20 protein-coding genes are annotated in these 16,896 nt (G+C 46.0%); all 20 read right to left on the reverse strand.

Annotated features, from left to right (window positions below; all coding sequences use genetic code 11):
* Entirely contained in the window at positions 1–1,014 is a 1,014-nt protein-coding gene (locus DXD06_RS07305) for an NAD(P)H-dependent glycerol-3-phosphate dehydrogenase (RefSeq protein WP_117831206.1), read from the reverse strand.
* Position 1,015: 1 nt separating this feature from the next.
* Entirely contained in the window at positions 1,016–1,666 is a 651-nt protein-coding gene (gene plsY / locus DXD06_RS07310) for a glycerol-3-phosphate 1-O-acyltransferase PlsY (RefSeq protein ID WP_117831207.1), read from the reverse strand.
* Positions 1,667–1,668: 2 nt separating this feature from the next.
* Positions 1,669–2,991, reverse strand: a complete 1,323-nt coding sequence (gene der, locus DXD06_RS07315; protein WP_022045110.1) for a ribosome biogenesis GTPase Der — start codon at positions 2,989–2,991, stop codon at positions 1,669–1,671.
* Between the two features lie 89 nt (positions 2,992–3,080).
* Positions 3,081–4,976, reverse strand: coding sequence for a hypothetical protein (locus DXD06_RS07320; protein ID WP_117831208.1), 1,896 nt, complete (start codon positions 4,974–4,976; stop codon positions 3,081–3,083).
* A complete protein-coding gene (locus DXD06_RS07325; protein ID WP_117831209.1) occupies positions 4,951–5,856 on the reverse strand; it encodes an ABC transporter ATP-binding protein in 906 nt (301 codons plus the stop codon). The genes DXD06_RS07320 and DXD06_RS07325 overlap by 26 nt, the downstream gene beginning before the upstream one ends.
* A complete protein-coding gene (locus DXD06_RS07330; RefSeq protein ID WP_243000920.1) occupies positions 5,849–6,220 on the reverse strand; it encodes a GntR family transcriptional regulator in 372 nt (123 codons plus the stop codon). The genes DXD06_RS07325 and DXD06_RS07330 overlap by 8 nt, the downstream gene beginning before the upstream one ends.
* A 104-nt stretch (positions 6,221–6,324) precedes the next feature.
* Positions 6,325–7,191, reverse strand: coding sequence for a peptidoglycan editing factor PgeF (gene pgeF, locus DXD06_RS07335; RefSeq protein ID WP_117831211.1), 867 nt, complete (start codon positions 7,189–7,191; stop codon positions 6,325–6,327).
* 5 nt (positions 7,192–7,196) lie between these two features.
* A complete protein-coding gene (locus tag DXD06_RS07340; RefSeq protein WP_022045105.1) occupies positions 7,197–7,553 on the reverse strand; it encodes a YraN family protein in 357 nt (118 codons plus the stop codon).
* 3 nt (positions 7,554–7,556) lie between these two features.
* Entirely contained in the window at positions 7,557–7,892 is a 336-nt protein-coding gene (locus DXD06_RS07345) for an EscU/YscU/HrcU family type III secretion system export apparatus switch protein (protein WP_055068466.1), read from the reverse strand.
* A 1-nt stretch (position 7,893) separates the two neighbouring features.
* Positions 7,894–9,687 (reverse strand): flagellar hook-length control protein FliK, encoded by a 1,794-nt coding sequence (gene fliK, locus DXD06_RS07350; protein ID WP_117831212.1) that lies wholly within the window; start codon positions 9,685–9,687, stop codon positions 7,894–7,896.
* Between the two features lie 35 nt (positions 9,688–9,722).
* Positions 9,723–10,484 carry a ribonuclease HII gene (locus DXD06_RS07355; protein ID WP_055262144.1) on the reverse strand — a complete coding sequence of 254 codons (762 nt, stop codon included), beginning with the start codon at positions 10,482–10,484 and terminating at the stop codon, positions 9,723–9,725.
* On the reverse strand, positions 10,477–11,334 hold the full coding sequence (gene ylqF / locus DXD06_RS07360) for a ribosome biogenesis GTPase YlqF (protein WP_022045101.1): 858 nt from the start codon (positions 11,332–11,334) through the stop codon (positions 10,477–10,479). The genes DXD06_RS07355 and ylqF overlap by 8 nt, the downstream gene beginning before the upstream one ends.
* 31 nt (positions 11,335–11,365) lie before the next feature.
* A complete protein-coding gene (gene lepB / locus DXD06_RS07365; RefSeq protein WP_022045100.1) occupies positions 11,366–11,947 on the reverse strand; it encodes a signal peptidase I in 582 nt (193 codons plus the stop codon).
* Between the two features lie 71 nt (positions 11,948–12,018).
* Positions 12,019–12,372 (reverse strand): 50S ribosomal protein L19, encoded by a 354-nt coding sequence (rplS, locus tag DXD06_RS07370; RefSeq protein ID WP_022045099.1) that lies wholly within the window; start codon positions 12,370–12,372, stop codon positions 12,019–12,021.
* A gap of 170 nt (positions 12,373–12,542) precedes the next feature.
* Complete coding sequence (trmD, locus tag DXD06_RS17810) at positions 12,543–13,973, reverse strand: tRNA (guanosine(37)-N1)-methyltransferase TrmD (RefSeq protein ID WP_117831213.1); 1,431 nt, start codon at positions 13,971–13,973, stop codon at positions 12,543–12,545.
* Between the two features lie 14 nt (positions 13,974–13,987).
* On the reverse strand, positions 13,988–14,494 hold the full coding sequence (gene rimM / locus DXD06_RS07380; protein WP_022045097.1) for a ribosome maturation factor RimM: 507 nt from the start codon (positions 14,492–14,494) through the stop codon (positions 13,988–13,990).
* Between the two features lie 156 nt (positions 14,495–14,650).
* Positions 14,651–14,881 carry a KH domain-containing protein gene (locus DXD06_RS07385; RefSeq protein WP_022045096.1) on the reverse strand — a complete coding sequence of 77 codons (231 nt, stop codon included), beginning with the start codon at positions 14,879–14,881 and terminating at the stop codon, positions 14,651–14,653.
* Positions 14,882–14,903: 22 nt separating this feature from the next.
* Positions 14,904–15,149, reverse strand: a complete 246-nt coding sequence (rpsP, locus tag DXD06_RS07390; protein ID WP_022045095.1) for a 30S ribosomal protein S16 — start codon at positions 15,147–15,149, stop codon at positions 14,904–14,906.
* Positions 15,150–15,181: 32 nt separating this feature from the next.
* Positions 15,182–16,540 (reverse strand): signal recognition particle protein, encoded by a 1,359-nt coding sequence (ffh, locus tag DXD06_RS07395; RefSeq protein WP_117831214.1) that lies wholly within the window; start codon positions 16,538–16,540, stop codon positions 15,182–15,184.
* A 1-nt stretch (position 16,541) separates the two neighbouring features.
* Positions 16,542–16,886 (reverse strand): YlxM family DNA-binding protein, encoded by a 345-nt coding sequence (gene ylxM, locus DXD06_RS07400; protein WP_055068549.1) that lies wholly within the window; start codon positions 16,884–16,886, stop codon positions 16,542–16,544.
* Between the last annotated feature and the right edge of the window lie 10 nt (positions 16,887–16,896).

A 16,896-nucleotide genomic window follows, 5' to 3' on the forward strand; every position in this document is an offset into this window, starting at 1 on the left:
TCAGTTTTCCCACTTCAGATTCAGATGCTCCACACGTTTTTCGCGGACCATCAGATCCTTTACACCTTCCTTTGCCGGTTTGTCATCGAACAGTACTTTATTCACTTCTTCTATAATCGGAAGCTCCACATCATACTTTTTTGCCAGAGCAAGTGCTGCCTTGGCCGAATAAATTCCCTCTACGACCATTTTCACTTCGTCGGTAGCCTGCTTCATGGTATACCCCTGTCCGATCAGCATACCCGCCTTGCGGTTTCTGCTGTGACGGCTCTCACAGGTGACAATCAGGTCTCCGATACCGGTCAGTCCGCAGAGTGTCTCCACTTTTGCCCCCATCTTTACAGCAAGTCCCGCAATCTCTGCAATGCCGCGGGTAATCAGGGCCGCTTTGGTGTTATCCCCGTATCCGAGTCCGTCCGCCATTCCTGCAGCAAGTGCAATCACATTTTTTAATGATCCGCCCAGTTCCATGCCAAGCATGTCCGGGCTGGTATAGACACGGAACACTTCATTCATAAACAAATCCTGGATTTTTTCTGCTGTGCTTTCTGTTTTTGCTCCTGCCACAACGGTTGTCGGAAGCCCGACCCCAACTTCCTCCGCATGTGATGGTCCACACATAACTGCAACATCTGCACAAGGAATTTCCTGTTCTACCACATCGGAAATCGTCATCAGAGTGTCCTCCTCAATTCCCTTTGCCACGCAGACGATAATCTGTCCCTCTGTCATATACGCGGCCATGCTTTTGGCCGTGCTTCTGGTAAACACGGATGGTACCGCAAGAACGAGAAATTCCTTTCCGGTTACTGCTTCTTTTAAATCTGTTGTAAATCGAACATCCTCCGGAAGTTTCACTCCCGGAAGTTTATCGACATGCTCATGCTCCCTGCGAAGCATGGCAACTTCCTCTTCCACAATCGACCATACCGTTACTTCATTTCCATTGGTGCGAAGAAGCTTTGCCAGCGCAATGCCCCAGCTGCCAGCTCCGATCACTCCTACCTTTGCCATATCATTTATCTCCTTTTTTCGTTCCGAATTTGTTCTCTGTTCCATTCATCAGACGAACAATATTCGCACGGTGTCTCCAAATCGCCATGCCGGTAAAACATGCACTCAGTATGTAAAACTCGATCCGGCTGGCTCCGCTGATTTTTAACCAGCCAAGCTGTCCGAAAATAATCGCCTGTACCAGATAGGCCGATACCAGAAATATGGAACCCACCGAAACATACCGGGTAATTCCCACAATAATCAGGAATCCAACGGCACAGCAGATTACTGCCGGAGGACAGACGGCAAGGATGACGCCTGTCGTACAGGCAATTCCCTTTCCGCCGCGGAACTGCAGATAGCACGGAAAATTATGTCCTAAGACTGTTCCAAACCCGGCATACAGTTCCAGCACCTTTGTATCATCCCCATACGTTCCGTGAAAAATCAGTTTTACAAGAAGTACGGCAAATACTGCTTTCAGAAGATCTCCGGCAAATGTAATAATACCGGCTTTCCATCCAAGTACCCGCAGAGAATTTGTCGTACCTGCATTTCCGCTTCCCTGCTTGCGGATATCAATCCCTTTGCTTTTCCCATACAGATATCCCGTCTGAAACAGACCGAATCCATATCCAATCAGTAATGCAATGATTCTTGCGACGATCATAACTAGTCTTCCTTTCGCTCCCTCGTGATGAATTTAAGAGCCGTGCCACGGAATCCAAATGTATCGCGGATACGGTTCTCCAGATATCTGGTGTACGAAAAATGCATCAGATTCTTGTCATTGACAAATACAACAAACGTCGGCGGTTTTACCGCAACCTGTGTTACATAATAAATCTTGAGTCTTTTTCCTTTATCGGTCGGTGGCTGCTGCATGGCAACTGCTTCCGTCACGATTTCGTTTAAAACACCCGTTGCAACACGCATACTGTTGTTCTCAATGACAACATCGATCATTTCAAAAATCTTATTCAGACGCTGACCGGACTTTGCAGAAATAAACAAAATCTCTGCATACGGCATAAAGCTTAAGATCTGACGGATTTTCTCGGTATGTTTCTTCACCGTGTTGTTATCCTTTTCGATGGCATCCCATTTGTTAACCGCAATAATGATACCTTTTCCTCTGTCATGTGCAATTCCGGCAATCTTGGCATCCTGCTCGGTTACTCCTTCGGTGGCATCAATAACGATGATCACCACATCCGCGCGTTCCACAGCGGTAACTGCACGGATAATACTGTAGCGCTCAATCTCCTCTTTGATCTTGTTTTTGCGGCGAAGCCCCGCCGTATCAATAAATACATATTCTTTTCCGTTGTATTTAATGTCTGTATCGATGGCATCTCTGGTAGTTCCCGCGATATCCGATACGATTACACGGTCTTCCTGTGCCAGCTTGTTGATCAGGGATGATTTCCCGACATTCGGCTTTCCGATAATGGCTACCTTCGGTCTTTCATCCTCCGGCTGATTTTCCGATCCTTCCGGGAAATATTTCACCACTTCATCCAGCATATCTCCAAGTCCTAGCATGGAAGAAGCGGAAACCGGATACGGTTCTCCGATTCCGAGATTGTAAAATTCATACACATCCGGCATAAATTTTTCAAAACTGTCCACTTTATTTACCACCAGAACCACCGGCTTTTTGGATCTGCGCAGCATGTCCGCTACTTTTGCATCCGCATCCTGCAGTCCCTGACGCACATCCGTGATAAACATGATCACATCTGCCGTGGCAATCGCAATCTCTGCCTGTTCACGCATCTGGGAAAGGATCACATCCCCGCTGTCCGGTTCGATTCCACCGGTATCAATCAATGTAAAATTATAGTTCAGCCATGTGACATCCGCATAAATGCGGTCTCTTGTGACACCCGGAGTGTCTTTTACAATGGAGATTCTCTCTCCTGCCAATGTATTAAAAAGCGTAGATTTTCCGACATTCGGACGCCCGACAATGGCTACGACTGGTCTGCTCATTTTTTACCTCCAACAAAAAAATGGATGGCGTCCGAAAACGCCATCTTTATTTTACAATAAGCCGCGGAAGTTGTAAAGTCCTGCTGATTTCATCTCTGTGATGTTTTCTCTCCGGAACTTAAAAAATGAATTTCCGAAACATCGTCAATGACCCCGCATTCTATCAGGGTATTTATGATATTGGTACAGTCTTTCCCGAAGCTGACATATGCTGATCCGCCATATGGTCTGGATGTTTCCACAGATTCGCCCATATTCGTGTAGTAATCATCGAGCCGGTCATATACATTTTTCCAGTCTGCAGATACGTGATAAAAATCCATGCTGAGACTGGCAGAAGAGTACTCCCCTGTTTCTTCCGGATCTTTCAGTGCATTCGTCAGATTGTACTTTTGCAGCTTCTGATCTGCGGCGTCTTCACAAATCGCCTGATACAGTTTTTTTGCAGTATCCGCATCAAAGTCACAATCCTTATAATTTTCCGATGATTCGTCTAATGTCAGGGTTCCGGTATTAAACTTTGAAATTTTGTCATAATCCGTTCCAAAGAGATATTCCATAAAATGATCTGCTTTATTTTCTTCTCCAAATAATACTTCTGAAAGCTTTTCATTTTCCTCTGTAATCTCATATGTACGCGAGAGCGTTTTTCCATTTTTCAGGTAGTAATAAAAAATGATCTGTGTACTGTCATCCGTTTTATTTTCCCTGTAAATTTCCGCATGACTTAAAATTTCTTTCTGTGCCTGACGTGCCACACGAACGCTATCCCCTTTATATTCTACCGGATAATCAAGAGAAACTTCCACCCGGCTTACCTGATCTGCATCCGGGACATACTGTTCCAGATAGGTGGCATTTTTTGAGCATCCACAGAAACTGCCCAGCACAAACAGCACAAATAACCCGCTCTCACAGAATCTCCTGCGGCAAAATACGCGAAATCCTTTTTCCACAAACATCTGTGCAATAAAAAAACTGACAAAACCAAATGCCACCACAAGAACAAGCAGCATTGGTTTTTTTACATGCAGATGCACGGAATCTAAAAATTCTGCCGCAAAGACGCCTGCAAAATAACCGACTCCGGTTCCCACGCCCCAGCGGAACAATGGTTTGACCCAGTTAAAAGAAATCAGATCCCCTGCACTTTCAATCCTGCGTTTTTTATAACAGTAATAAGCAATCAGATAAATGACAACTGCTGCAGCCACATAGGCCGCAAGTACCCGCAGTCCCCGGTAGGACAACACCCCCGACATCAGGTCTGTTTCCTGGTTATAGGACTGCCGGAATACAAAACGCACATTGTTGTACAGATAATTCATCGGGGAAAGAATCCGCAAAATTAAAAATTCCGGCACAGTATCCATGCCAAGTCCATATCCCAGATATCCGATGACATAACGTGCCCCACTGGAAAATGCAAATGCTACATAGTTAACCGCCAGAAAGTACACCGGAAGTGCAAACAGCTGTCCGGTAAACATGACACAAAAACACACCGTTGCATAAAGGAAAAAAGCAATTCCCATAACACTTAAAAACCACAATCCCAGAAACTGCACACTCGCAATGCCTTTCAAAAGACAAAGAACCACCGTTACCAGAAAAACCAGTGCCTGCGGAATCAATAAAAAACAAAGGCCACTGATCATATTCGTCACATACAGTTCCCCCCTTGTAACCGGCAGTGCATGGATCATATACGCATTCTTCTGGGTAAACAGATAGCCAAACAACGCCATCCCACAGACGACTGCCATAATTGCAATTGCGACCACATCCACTTCCAGACGCAGACTGTTGTACAATGCATAATCCCTGGCATAAGCAGTCATGTCCGTCTGTTGCTGCAGACGCGACCACAGCTGCCCCGGCACTTTTACCATCCCATATAACAGATAGCATACCCAGATCGGCCAGTACAGGGTCACATTTTTTTTAAAAACCGTACGGTTAAAAAAGGATGTCTTTGACTTCATAGCCCAAACCTCCCATTTCATAAATAAAAATTTCTTCCAGTGTAAGTGGCAGAATGTCCACAATAGCCAGATGATCTCCCTCTGTCTGGATGGCTGCCGCAACCTCCCTGGGATTTCCCTTGACAATCATTGTATATACACGCCCGGAATTTGACATATGCAATACCTCAAATTCTTTTGGGAGTTTCGGCATACCGGTCTGGCATGCCACCTGGATTTTACTGATGTTTCCATGTAAATCAAACAGGGAACGCTCAATTATAACCTTTCCGTGATTCATAATGCCCACATGATCACAGACATCCTCCAGTTCGCGCAGATTATGGGAAGAAACCAGTACGGTCGTCCTGCGCTCTGCAACCTCGGACATCAGGATCGTCCAGATCTGTTTCCGCATAACCGGATCAAGGCCATCCAGTGGTTCATCCAGAATCAGAAGTTTCGGTCTGCAACAGAGTGCCAGCCAGAATGCAACCTGTTTTTGCATTCCCCTGGACAGTCTGCGGATATTGCGTTTCATATCAATTCCCGGGAAAAACTCCTGCAGGCGATAAAACATCTTTTCGTCAAAGGACTCGTACATTCCCCGGAAATAACGCATCATTTCCAGTGTATCCGCCTGTAAAAAATAAAACGGCTCATCCGGTATATAAGCCATTTGAGCCTTTACCTGTTTATTTTCATATACCGGAACCCCGTCAATAAAAATTTCTCCGGCATCCTGCCGGTATACACCTGTCAGATGACGGATCAGGGTTGATTTCCCGGCACCGTTTGGTCCCACAAGCCCATATATGTTTCCAGACGCCACATGCATATTTACCCCGTCGAGCGCACGGAAATCCCCAAATTTCTTTATCAGATTATTTACTTCAATCAAAGTCTTTGCTTCCTCCTGCCAGTTTCCACATACGTCCTGTCAATTCCTCTGTCCCTACCGACATATTCTGCAGTCTGATTACCACCGTGTCGAACTCCTGCAGCAGCTCTTTGCGGATCAGTTCCGCAATCTGCTTTTCCGATGCCGCCATCCGTTCGCCTTCCCGGTCACAGACATACCCTTCCTGTTCCAGCTCCTGATAAGCATTCCTTACAGCATTGGGATTTACGGCAAATTTTGAAGCCAGTTCCCTCACTGACGGAAGTTTTTCTCCCTCCGGTATCGCATGCGTTATGATCATTTTTCGAATCCCGTCCGTGATCTGCTCATAGACCGGTTTGATATCTCTGCAATCTGGCTGCATCAAAGAGCATCCTCCTATCTTTCCTCAATACAGTCAGTGTACCATAAATCTTCCCCGAGTAATTTAACATCTTTGAAATACATTCTTAAGGATTTCTTAATTTGTTACACAAGTTTTAAAAATGCTCCCAGATTTCCGCGTTTTCCATGGCTTGCCCTATGGGAAAAAAGCAGATTCGGATTACAGCAGGTACAAAGATTCGTTACCGCCAGATGTTCCGGAAGGATTCCTGCATCCCGCAACACAATCTCATTACTTTTCCACAGATCCAGCTGATATTTTCCACCGCCCTTTTCGATCAGGATCTCACACTCATGACCGGAAAACTCTTTTGCAAAGGCAGATGCCACATCTTCACTTACTTCATAACAGTCCTGACAGATGGACGGTCCGACGGCGGCAAGAATTTCTCCGGGGTCACTATGAAATTCCCTGCGCATCACCTCGATGGTATGCTGCCCCATGCGTCCGACCGTTCCTCTCCACCCGGAATGGGAAAGTCCGATCGCATGGTGTATGGGATCTACAAAATAAAGTGGTACACAGTCAGCGTAAAAAGTTGCCAGAATCAGTCCCGGTTCATCCGTCACCAGCCCGTCCACATCCGTGTAAGACCGCTCCTTTGTCACACCATAGCCCCCGCAGCTTCTATCCACCCGCCGGACATTTGTCGTATGGGTCTGATCCGAACAGACGATATCTGAAAGCGTTCCTCCCATCGCCTCTGCCACCCTGCGGTAGTTTTCCGTCACTGCCTGTGGATTATCTCCACGTGTAAAACTCAGATTCAGGCTCCGGAACATCCCGGTGCTGCATCCACCCTCTCTGGTGGTAAAACAGTTCTTTACGCCCGTATGTGCCAAAAGAAGGGGAAAATACAAAAGCGGAAGCCCCTGTCCCTTTTTGCCCTGAAACTGTTCCAGTTCCAGTATATGCTCTTTATTTTTCCACTGAAAATCCTCTCTGTCCATGTCTGTCACCTCTGAAAATAAAATGCATTTGGGATGTGCCGGATACTTCCGTCCCCATAAATTCCAATCACATCAAAACGGCAGTCCATCTCCTGCCCTGCTGCATATCCTGCATAATGATAATTTGCAACCTTACAGATCTGGCGCTGCTTTCTCCGGTCTACCGCCTCTAACGGATCTCCGTAATCATTGCTGCTCCGGTATTTTACTTCAACGTATACAAGTACCCCGTCCTTTTGTGCAATAAGATCCACCTCTCCAAATGGTGTCCGGTAATTGCGTGCAAGAATTGTGTAATCATGTGTGCACAAATACCGGGCTGCCATGGTCTCATATTCTGTTCCAATTGTACGTTTATTCAAATTTTATTTAACCCCTGCCTGATCAATCTTTGCCTTCATACGATCCATATCATCCACAAAAACAAGAATCTCCGCAACCACCTCATACAGCTCCGGCGGAATCATGTCCCCGATCTGCAATTTGGAAAGAGTAGACGCAAGTTTATTGTCTTTGTAAGTCGGAACCTGACTCTCTTTTGCTTTTTCAATAATTTTTTCGGCTACCTGCCCCTTTCCGGTTGCCAGTATCTTTGGTGCTTTTTCGCCCGGCTCATAGGCAATCGCCACTGCCGTTTTCTCCGGTTCTTTCTTTTGTTTTAACTGCTCAAAAGGAAAGGGTTTAAAATTATTATTTTCCATTTTATGCCCTCATATCAAAGGAATACCGGTGCAGCTGTGTCGCCGCCGGCTGATCCATCTTCAGAAAATCGTCCACAAAATTTACATGTTTTTCTTCATTTACCACGTCGATCTTACAGTGATATCCCTTTTTTTCCAGCCTCGCTTCCAGCACCGGATAATTTTTTTCCAGCAATGCATATGCAGTGTCATTGTCCAGATAAAAACGCGTACTTACTTCACGTCCTCTCATCCGGACCGAAACATCCGTACTTCCCAGATGATCCAGATCCAGATGCAAAAAAGCAGTCAGATCCTTTTCTCCCTGTGCCAGTGCCTTTTTGTTGGTATACACAAACAGTTCGCCGCTTGCATGCTGCCCCGACATTTTGAGTGGAATCTGTGCGTATGTGTACATCTGGTTCACCTGATTCATAAATTCTACATTGCTGTGGATCTCTCCCGCCATCTGTGAGAAAGCGGTATGCTCCTGTCCCGCATTTTTGAGTGCTGACTCAATTTTTTCCATCTGACTGTTCAGACGCTCATACAGCCTCCCGACATAATCGCCCTCTTTGAGATCCCCTGGTTTCGCCATCCACTGCTGTTCTGCCGTATCCCGGACAAGTGCCTGGAATTCCTTGGAAGAAAACAGCTTTCCGAGATGTTCCCGTTCCAACGGCAACGGATCTTTGCACAGCTGCTGCAGATCCTTTAACACTTCTACCGTACCGCTATTTGCGTTATATGCACTCTGCGGCTTTCCGAGAATATCTCCGATCATCCGGTTTAAATGCTGCAGCTGTTCCTGTGAAAGTACAGCTCCCAGTGTATGTGGAGTCTGCGACATCTGCCCGGTATAAGTTGTTTTTCCGGAAACAGTTTCCATCGTTTCGGCTTCCTGCTGTCCGGCCACGCCTTTCTCCTCCGCTGCAGCCTGACCTTCCTGCTGCGACAAAATTTCCGGATGTTCCTGCACGGTTTCCGTGGCAGTCTCCGGTGCAGCCTCCGTCTGCATCTGCGTTTCTGCGGTATCTGTCTGCACGCTTTCATAATTCAGACCATCCAGGTTGTATGCCATATCCGGTTCCGGACTTTGTATCTGCTGCGGTACTTCTTCCAGCCCGTCTGTCAGAATCTGCAACAACTCATTTCCAAGCTGACGCATGGTCTCTGTCTTTACTGGTGCGCCTTCCGTTCCGGTCAGACTCTGTGGAAACTGCTCAATCAGTGCATCCAGTTCCCGTGTAATCGCCTGACTGTCATTCATATAATTTTCAAACTGGGAGGCATTTTCTACAGTAATCGGTATTCCAAGCTTTTGCATCTGTACCAGCGTCTGTACATCAATCCGCGGATTTGCATTGACCAGCCGTGCCATCTGCTGCAGACTCTCCCGGTCAATCGGCATCTGTTCTTCCATCATCCGGTCAACCATGGACAAATACTCCGGCTGTGCGGAAAGTCCCGCTGCGGAAAGCGCCTGCATCAGCGTATAATTTGCGCCTGCCCCGTCAATTGCAAACGGCCGGATGGCAATCTGCGTGCCATCGTTGGACTTTACCTGGAAAAACATGGATTCCCCTTCCATAAGGGAAATCTTTCCGTCCAGCCGTGCCATCACCTGCTGCCCTCCGGAAAGAGAAAGCGTCACGCGGCCATTTTTAACGGAAGTGACCGTCCCCTCAAAAATATTTCCTTTTGTCAGAGACCGCAGAGAGGCCACAAGATTTTCCACACCTTTCGTCCCGGTCAGCGTCTCCGCACCTGATGAGATCGCCTGATGATACTGTTTTACCAAATCTGAAATCTGCATCCGAACAGCCCCCTTTGTGATTTTGAATAATTATCTTATGATACAAAATTCTTAATAAAGGTTCTTCTGTGAATCGGTGTCGGTCCATACTTTTTGAGTGCTGCAATATGTTCCGCGCTTCCATATCCTTTATTGGAAGCAAAACCATACTCCGGATAAATCGAATCATAGTATACCATCATCCGGTCCCTGGTCACCTTGGCAATGATCGATGCCGCACCGATGGAAATGCTCTTTGCATCTCCCTTGATAATCGGTACCTGCGGAATTGTCACTTTCGGAATCGTCACTGCATCATTAAGCAGCAGATCCGGCTGCGGAGATAACTGTGCAATCGCCTGCCGCATTGCCTCATACGTTGCCTGCAGAATATTGATCTCATCAATCCTGTCCGGACCGATCGTGCCAAGTCCGGTTGCCACTGCCTGCTCCATGATGATATCATACAGTTCTTCTCTTTTTGCCGCTGAAAGTTTTTTGGAATCATTAATATATAATATATCACAATCCTTCGGCAGAATCACAGCTCCTGCCACGACCGGTCCCGCAAGCGGTCCCCGTCCTACCTCATCGATCCCACAGATATATGTATATGTATCGTACTCTTTTTCATATTTCTTTAAATTTTCCGTGCGGATCATTTCCTTCTGTAGCTTATCCATGCGTTTTTTTGCGGTATCCACCAGTTTCTGCACACCGGTGCGGGAATCCGACGCATATTTTTCCACAAACGCCTCCAGTGCTTCCGTCGGTGTTGCTGTCAGTTCCTCTTTAATCGCATCAATTTTTTCAGCCATTTTCCTGCTCCTTTGGCCACTCCAGCGTAACTTTTCCGAGTTTTCCGCTCCGGAATTCATCAATCAGAAGTGCTGCCGCTTTGCTGTAATCGAGTTCCCCGCCTTTCGTGATACATTTCCTGTTTTCTGCAATCCCGCATAAAAGTTCGGTCTCCTTTTGTGTTTCTTCGACTTCATAACGTTCTGTCAGGATTCCCGGATACTGTGTTTTCAGGAAACGGATCAGCTCTACCGCAAGTTCATCCGTATTTAAGATCTCATCCCGGATGGAACCGATCAGCGCCAGACGAAGTCCAACTTTCTGATCCTCAAATTTCGGCCAGAGAATTCCCGGAGTATCCAAAAGCTCTACACTTTTGCTCAGACGTATCCACTGTTTTCCCTTCGTTACACCCGGCTTGTTTCCGGTCTTTGCACACGCTTTTCCCGCATACGAATTGATAAATGTGGATTTTCCGACATTTGGAATTCCAACAACCATGGCACGGACCGGCCGGTTTTTGATTCCGCGCTTACGGTCCCTCTCCATTTTTTCCTTACAGGCTTCCATAATAATATCGGTAATGGATTTCATTCCGTTTTTGCTTCGCGCGTCAAGGCTTACCACATAATATCCTTTCTTTTTGAAAAAAGCAGACCACTGCTCGGTTGCCTTGCGGTCCGCCAGGTCCGCTTTATTCATTAAAATCAGACGATATTTGTTTTTTCCAAGTTCGTCAATATCCGGATTTCTGCTGCTGAGCGGGATCCGGGCATCTACCAGTTCGATCACCAGATCTATCAGTTTGATGTCTTCCTGCATCTGTCGTTTTGCTTTGGTCATATGACCGGGATACCATTGAAAATTCATCTCTTTTTCCTCATTTCCTAAATCAGCCCGCTTAATCGATCAGTCCCATCTTTCCAAATCCCTTAAAATGGAACCACGCTTTTCCAATTATATAATCTTTTTTCACATTTCCGATATTTGCCATACGGCTGTCCTCACTGCTGTTTCGATTATCCCCGAGAACAAAATATTCGTCATCCCCAAGTTTCACTTCATCTGCTGCCACACCGGGATCTTCGATGGAAGCAGAAACAATATCTTCCTTGTAAAGTTCTCCATTAATATATACTTTCCCATTTTTGATCTGTACCGTATCCCCCGGACAGGCAATGACCCTCCGGACATAATAATGGGATTTTTCATTTCCATTCGGCAAAAAAACGACGACATCGCCCTGCTTTGGCGCGCGTACCATATAGACAAAGCGATTGACAAAAATCTGTTCCTCGCTCTGTAAGGTATCCTGCATGGCATTTCCCACAACTGTCGTCCGAAAACCAAAAGAACTGACCAGTGCATATGCAATGGCAATTACAATGGCACATTCTAATACCCAGGTCATAATTTCTTTAAACAGGGGCACATTAAACTTTTTTCTTCTTCTGCTGAAATTCAGTCCGCTTCTTCTTTTCACTTTTCCACCTCTTTAATTCAAGTTAGAAAAAAGGGATGCCGCATTCTGTGGCATCCCTTCCATGAAGCAAATTATTTTACTAACTCTTTTACCTTTGCAGCTTTGCCGACACGGTCTCTTAAGTAGTAAAGTTTTGCACGACGTACTTTACCTTTACGAACGATCTCTACCTTCTCAACGTTTGGAGAATGTAAAGGCCATGTCTTCTCAACACCTACACCGTTTGAAATCTTTCTTACAGTGAAAGTGGTACGGTTGCTTCCACCCTGCTTCTTAATAACAGTTCCTTCGAATACCTGAATACGCTCACGGTTTCCCTCTTTGATCTTTCCGTATACCTTTACAGTATCACCTACGGAAAACTGTGGTGCTTCAGCCTTTAACTGCTCTGCCTCAATGTTCTTGATAATTTCACTCGCGTTCATTTTGTGACCTCCTGATTATTTTGACGTTCTTAAACTCCATCTATCGGTGCCAGAGGACCGTCACTTCTATTCACATTTGTAACTATCCGTTCCGTAATATTACCGAATAATTACACCGCAACAATTATAAACTTTAGCATACTCATTCCGAAAAATCAAGTCCTTTTTCATCATTTTTCGCACATCCAGAAAATTTTGTCACGCGACAGGCAAAATCCCTCTTTTTCCTGCAATCCCTTGGATTTTTCGTTGTCCGTGATAATCTGTGCAAACGGAATTTTTCCCTGTTCGAGCATACAGTTTGCTGCATACGTTTCGAGCGTCATGGCAATGTGTCTGCGCTGGAATTTTGGTGCTACCATAAGCATTCCGATACTTCCCTCACAATGCTGCCCGATAAATCCGGCAAGCTTTTCGTCATAAAAAGCCCCCACAAGCATACCATCCTGTATCCTCGACCGCAGGTAGTCCTCATCACAGCAGCCGTGATAAAAGGAAATCACCTGTGGAAAATCTTCTCGTTGTAATCTGCGCATCGACAATCCATCCTCACGCGTCAGATCCGGCCGGTATAACCCGCGCACCGGAAGCTTTTCATGTCTGGTGTACACAGCCTGATAACATTCGCACTCCTGATTAAGTCCGTATCTCTTTTGAAAATAAGGAATCATTTCCTCCTGATGCAAAACCGCCAGCGGTATTTTTTCAACCGGAAGCGTCCATGTACGGATATCCGGAAGTCTTGACGGATCAACACATGCATGAAAATAGATCTCGTATTCCATATCTTTGAGCAATATCTGTCCCTGTCCGAAATACAACAGTTGTGCGCGTCCACGATTGATCAGTTCAATCATATCGATGTGCAACAGTTTCTGTTTCATAAGCAGTTGTCTGCATTCCTGCAGCCGCACATAGCGGGCATACAGATCCGGCCTGCGTTCCTTTGTACGCAGGATGGACTGTTCCTTTTTCCATGCATCTATGTGTTTCTGGTTTCCGGAAAGCAGCACCTCCGGCACCTTTTTCCCGTGCCACACATCCGGTCTGGAATATTGCGGATGTTCCAAAAGCTCTCCGTGGAAAGATTCGGTCAGGGCCGACTGTTCATTTCCAAGCACACCCGGAACCAGGCGTGCCACTGCATCGACAATCACCATGGCTGCCAGCTCTCCGCCCGTCAGTACATAATCACCGATGGAAATGTAATCTGTGACCACTTCCTCAAGCACGCGCTCATCAATGCCCTCGTAATGCCCGCATAACAAAAGCAGCTCATCCTGTGCCGCCAGTTCCCGTGCTTTTGCCTGTGTAAAAGGAATTCCCTGCGGGGTTACATAAATCACCCGCTTTTTCTTATTCTGCGGTATCTTTTCCATAACACTCTGACATGCATCATATACCGGCTGTGCCTGCATGAGCATCCCTGCACCGCCGCCGTAAGGATAATCATCCACCCTGCCATGCTTATCCTGCGTATAATCACGAATATTCACCGCATCAATATCTATTTTTTTCTGTTGTACGGCTCTCCCTGTGATGCTTGTCATAAGCCCCTGCATCACCATATCCGGAAAAAGTGTCAAAACATGAAACTTCATTGTCCACCCTCCGTTTAACGCAGTCCCGGCAGCAGATGTACTTCCATCTGTCCCGCAGCCACATCCACGTTCTGGATACACGCATGGATTGCCGGAATGAGCAGATCTTTTGCGCCGTCTTTACTCACAACATAGACATCATTGGCACCGGTCTGCAATACATCGGAGATTGTTCCAAGTTCTTCTCCTTCATCCGAAACCACCTGTATTCCGATCAGATCTGCAATAAAATACTCGTCTTTTCCTAATTCCACTGCATTTTCCCTGGTAACAAGCAGCTTTGCCTGCCGCATTCTCTCCACGTCATTTCTATCATCTATCCCCTTGAATTTCAGGATCACCATATTTTTAAAGAACTTAACACCTTCGATTTCAAGTTCTCTGGTTCCCCGACCCTGATCAAGGAGGACTGTTTTCAAATTTTTAAACCGGGCATTATCATCCGTGGTAGGAAACACTTTCACCTCTCCACGTACCCCGTGAGGAGCCGTAATCACTCCCACCTGAAATAAATCTTCCATAAAATCTCCTATTGTGCAGATTCTCTCACGAATTTGTTTCATAGAAAAACAAGCACCTCGCAGCTGCGGGGTGCTTAATGCGGTACATCTCTGATGTATCGCCTGTGATACATCAGAGATGTACCGCTTTCATTTACAGTATATCCTACCGTTATGTTATTGCATGATTTCCACAATAACTTTTTTGTCTTCTTTGGATGCCGCTGCTTTCACAACCGCACGGATTGCTTTCGCAATGCGTCCCTGCTTTCCGATTACTTTGCCCATATCGGACTGTGCAACCCTAAGTTCCAGCAGAGTTCCTTTTTCATTCTCAGACTCCGTCACAACAACTTCATCCGGGAAATCAACGAGTGACTTTGCAATTACTTCAACTAATTCTTTCATTAATTACATCCACCCTTCGGAATTATTTCTCGATACCAGCTGCCTTGAAGATTCTGTTAACGGTCTCTGTTGGCTGTGCGCCTGTAGATAACCACTTCTTAGCCAGCTCAGCATCTACGTGATACTCGCTAGGATCCTTTGTTGGATCATATGTTCCGATCTCTTCGATGCATCTTCCGTCTCTTGGTGAGCGGGAATCTGCAACTACGATTCTATAGAAAGGAGCCTTCTTCTGTCCCATTCTTCTTAATCTGATCTTTACTGCCATGATTTCACCTCCTCATAGGTTTTGTTTTTTATTTAAAAGGGAAGTCCTTTGAACATTCCTCTTTTACCACGTTTGCCGCCCATCATGCCGGGCATCTGTTTCATCATTTTCTTTGTCTGCTCAAACTGCTTGACCAGACGGTTGACTTCTGCCACCTGTACACCCGCACCTCTTGCAATGCGGTTCTTTCTGCTTGGATTGAGCAGATTCGGATTTTTACGTTCCTGCGGTGTCATGGAACGAATAATTGCCTCTATTCTCCGCATGTTTTTCTCCGCTTCGTCCGTATCAATCTCCGGCATCTTTCCACCGCCGAGTCCAAGTCCCGGCATCATGCCCATCAGACTGGACAAACCGCCCATCTTTTTCATCTGACTCATGGACTCTAAATACATTTCAAAGTCAAATTCATTCTTGCGCATCTTCTGCTCAAGTTCTTTGGCTTTTTCCTCGTCGAGATTCTCCTGTGCTTTCTCAATCATGGTAAGCACATCACCCATACCAAGGATTCGGGATGCCATACGATCCGGATAAAACTGTTCCAGATCCGAAAGTTTCTCCCCCATACCTGCGTACAGAATCGGTTTTCCTGTCACTGCGCGGATGGAAAGAGCTGCACCGCCCCGGGTATCTCCATCGAGCTTTGTCAGAACAACACCATCGATTCCTATCTTGTCATTAAATGTCGAAGCAACATTTACCGCATCCTGACCGGTCATTGCATCAACAACGAGAATGGTCTGGAATACATCCACCGCTTCTTTGATCTCCACAAGCTCATCCATCATCTCTTCATCGACATGCAGACGACCTGCCGTATCAATGATCAGAACATTGCAGTCTTCTTTCTTTGCATGTTCCACGGCTGCTTTGGCGATATCCGCAGGTTTGTTTTTATTTCCCATGGAAAATACTTCCACGCCCTGCTTTTCTCCATTGATCTGCAACTGTTCAATTGCAGCCGGACGATACACATCACAGGCTGCCAGCAGTGTCTTTTTCCCTTTGGTCTTTAATTTGCCTGCGATCTTTGCCGTGGTAGTTGTTTTACCGGCACCCTGCAGACCTACCATCATAATGACGGTCAGTTCTTTTCCCGGCCGGAACGCAATCTCGGTTGTCTCGGAGCCCATGAGCTTAACCATCTCTTCGTTTACGATCTTGATGACCATCTGTCCCGGATTGAGACCGCTCATCACATCCTGTCCGATTGCCCGTTCCTGCACATCTTTTACAAACTTCTTGACCACACGGAAATTTACATCTGCCTCAAGCAGTGCCATCTTGACTTCTTTCAGTGCTGTCTTGACATCGTCCTCTGTCAATCTGCCCTTGCTGCGAAGATTCTTAAATACATTCTGCAATTTTTCAGAAAGACTGTCAAATGCCATACTACAGCTCCTCCAAAATCTGATTTGAAATCGTTGCGATCTGTTCTACGATCTGTTCATCTTTTGTTTGATGAAACTGTTCTGCCAGTCTGTGAATTTCCTCCACATCCTGCTTCACAGATAAGAACTTCTCTACCAGATGAAGTTTCTTTTCATAATCCGAAAGCTTCTTTCCACAGCGTTTGATCATATCTGCCACGCCCTGTCTGGTAATCCCCTCCTCCCCGGCAATCTCACCGAGAGAAAGATCATTGAACACGAAGTCCTCATAGATCCGGCGCTGATGTTCATTCAGTAACTCGCCATAAAAATCATATAAATAAGCCTGTTGTAACTTTTCTTCCACATCAATCACC

Origin of the sequence: Roseburia sp. TF10-5 (assembly GCF_003462365.1) — a bacterium.
Classification (GTDB): Bacteria; Bacillota; Clostridia; order Lachnospirales; family Lachnospiraceae; genus Roseburia; species Roseburia faecis.

Coding starts and splice junctions, on each gene's coding strand:
- plsY (WP_117831207.1), bottom strand. CDS start 1,666: ATGATCGTCGCAAGAATCATTGCATTACTGATTGGATATGGATTCGGT.
- DXD06_RS07355 (WP_055262144.1), bottom strand. CDS start 10,484: ATGGCTGAAAAAATTGATGCGATTAAAGAGGAACTGACAGCAACACCG.
- DXD06_RS07385 (WP_022045096.1), bottom strand. CDS start 14,881: ATGAAAGAATTAGTTGAAGTAATTGCAAAGTCACTCGTTGATTTCCCG.
- der (WP_022045110.1), bottom strand. CDS start 2,991: ATGAGCAGACCAGTCGTAGCCATTGTCGGGCGTCCGAATGTCGGAAAA.
- rpsP (WP_022045095.1), bottom strand. CDS start 15,149: ATGGCAGTAAAGATCAGATTAAGAAGAATGGGACAGAAGAAGGCTCCT.
- pgeF (WP_117831211.1), bottom strand. CDS start 7,191: ATGGACAGAGAGGATTTTCAGTGGAAAAATAAAGAGCATATACTGGAA.
- fliK (WP_117831212.1), bottom strand. CDS start 9,687: ATGCAGATTTCAGATTTGGTAAAACAGTATCATCAGGCGATCTCATCA.
- DXD06_RS07320 (WP_117831208.1), bottom strand. CDS start 4,976: ATGAAGTCAAAGACATCCTTTTTTAACCGTACGGTTTTTAAAAAAAAT.
- DXD06_RS07305 (WP_117831206.1), bottom strand. CDS start 1,014: ATGGCAAAGGTAGGAGTGATCGGAGCTGGCAGCTGGGGCATTGCGCTG.
- DXD06_RS07330 (WP_243000920.1), bottom strand. CDS start 6,220: ATGCAGCCAGATTGCAGAGATATCAAACCGGTCTATGAGCAGATCACG.
- ffh (WP_117831214.1), bottom strand. CDS start 16,540: ATGGCATTTGACAGTCTTTCTGAAAAATTGCAGAATGTATTTAAGAAT.
- rimM (WP_022045097.1), bottom strand. CDS start 14,494: ATGGAAGATTTATTTCAGGTGGGAGTGATTACGGCTCCTCACGGGGTA.
- trmD (WP_117831213.1), bottom strand. CDS start 13,973: ATGAAGTTTCATGTTTTGACACTTTTTCCGGATATGGTGATGCAGGGG.
- ylqF (WP_022045101.1), bottom strand. CDS start 11,334: ATGAATTTTCAATGGTATCCCGGTCATATGACCAAAGCAAAACGACAG.
- rplS (WP_022045099.1), bottom strand. CDS start 12,372: ATGAACGCGAGTGAAATTATCAAGAACATTGAGGCAGAGCAGTTAAAG.
- DXD06_RS07345 (WP_055068466.1), bottom strand. CDS start 7,892: ATGGAAAATAATAATTTTAAACCCTTTCCTTTTGAGCAGTTAAAACAA.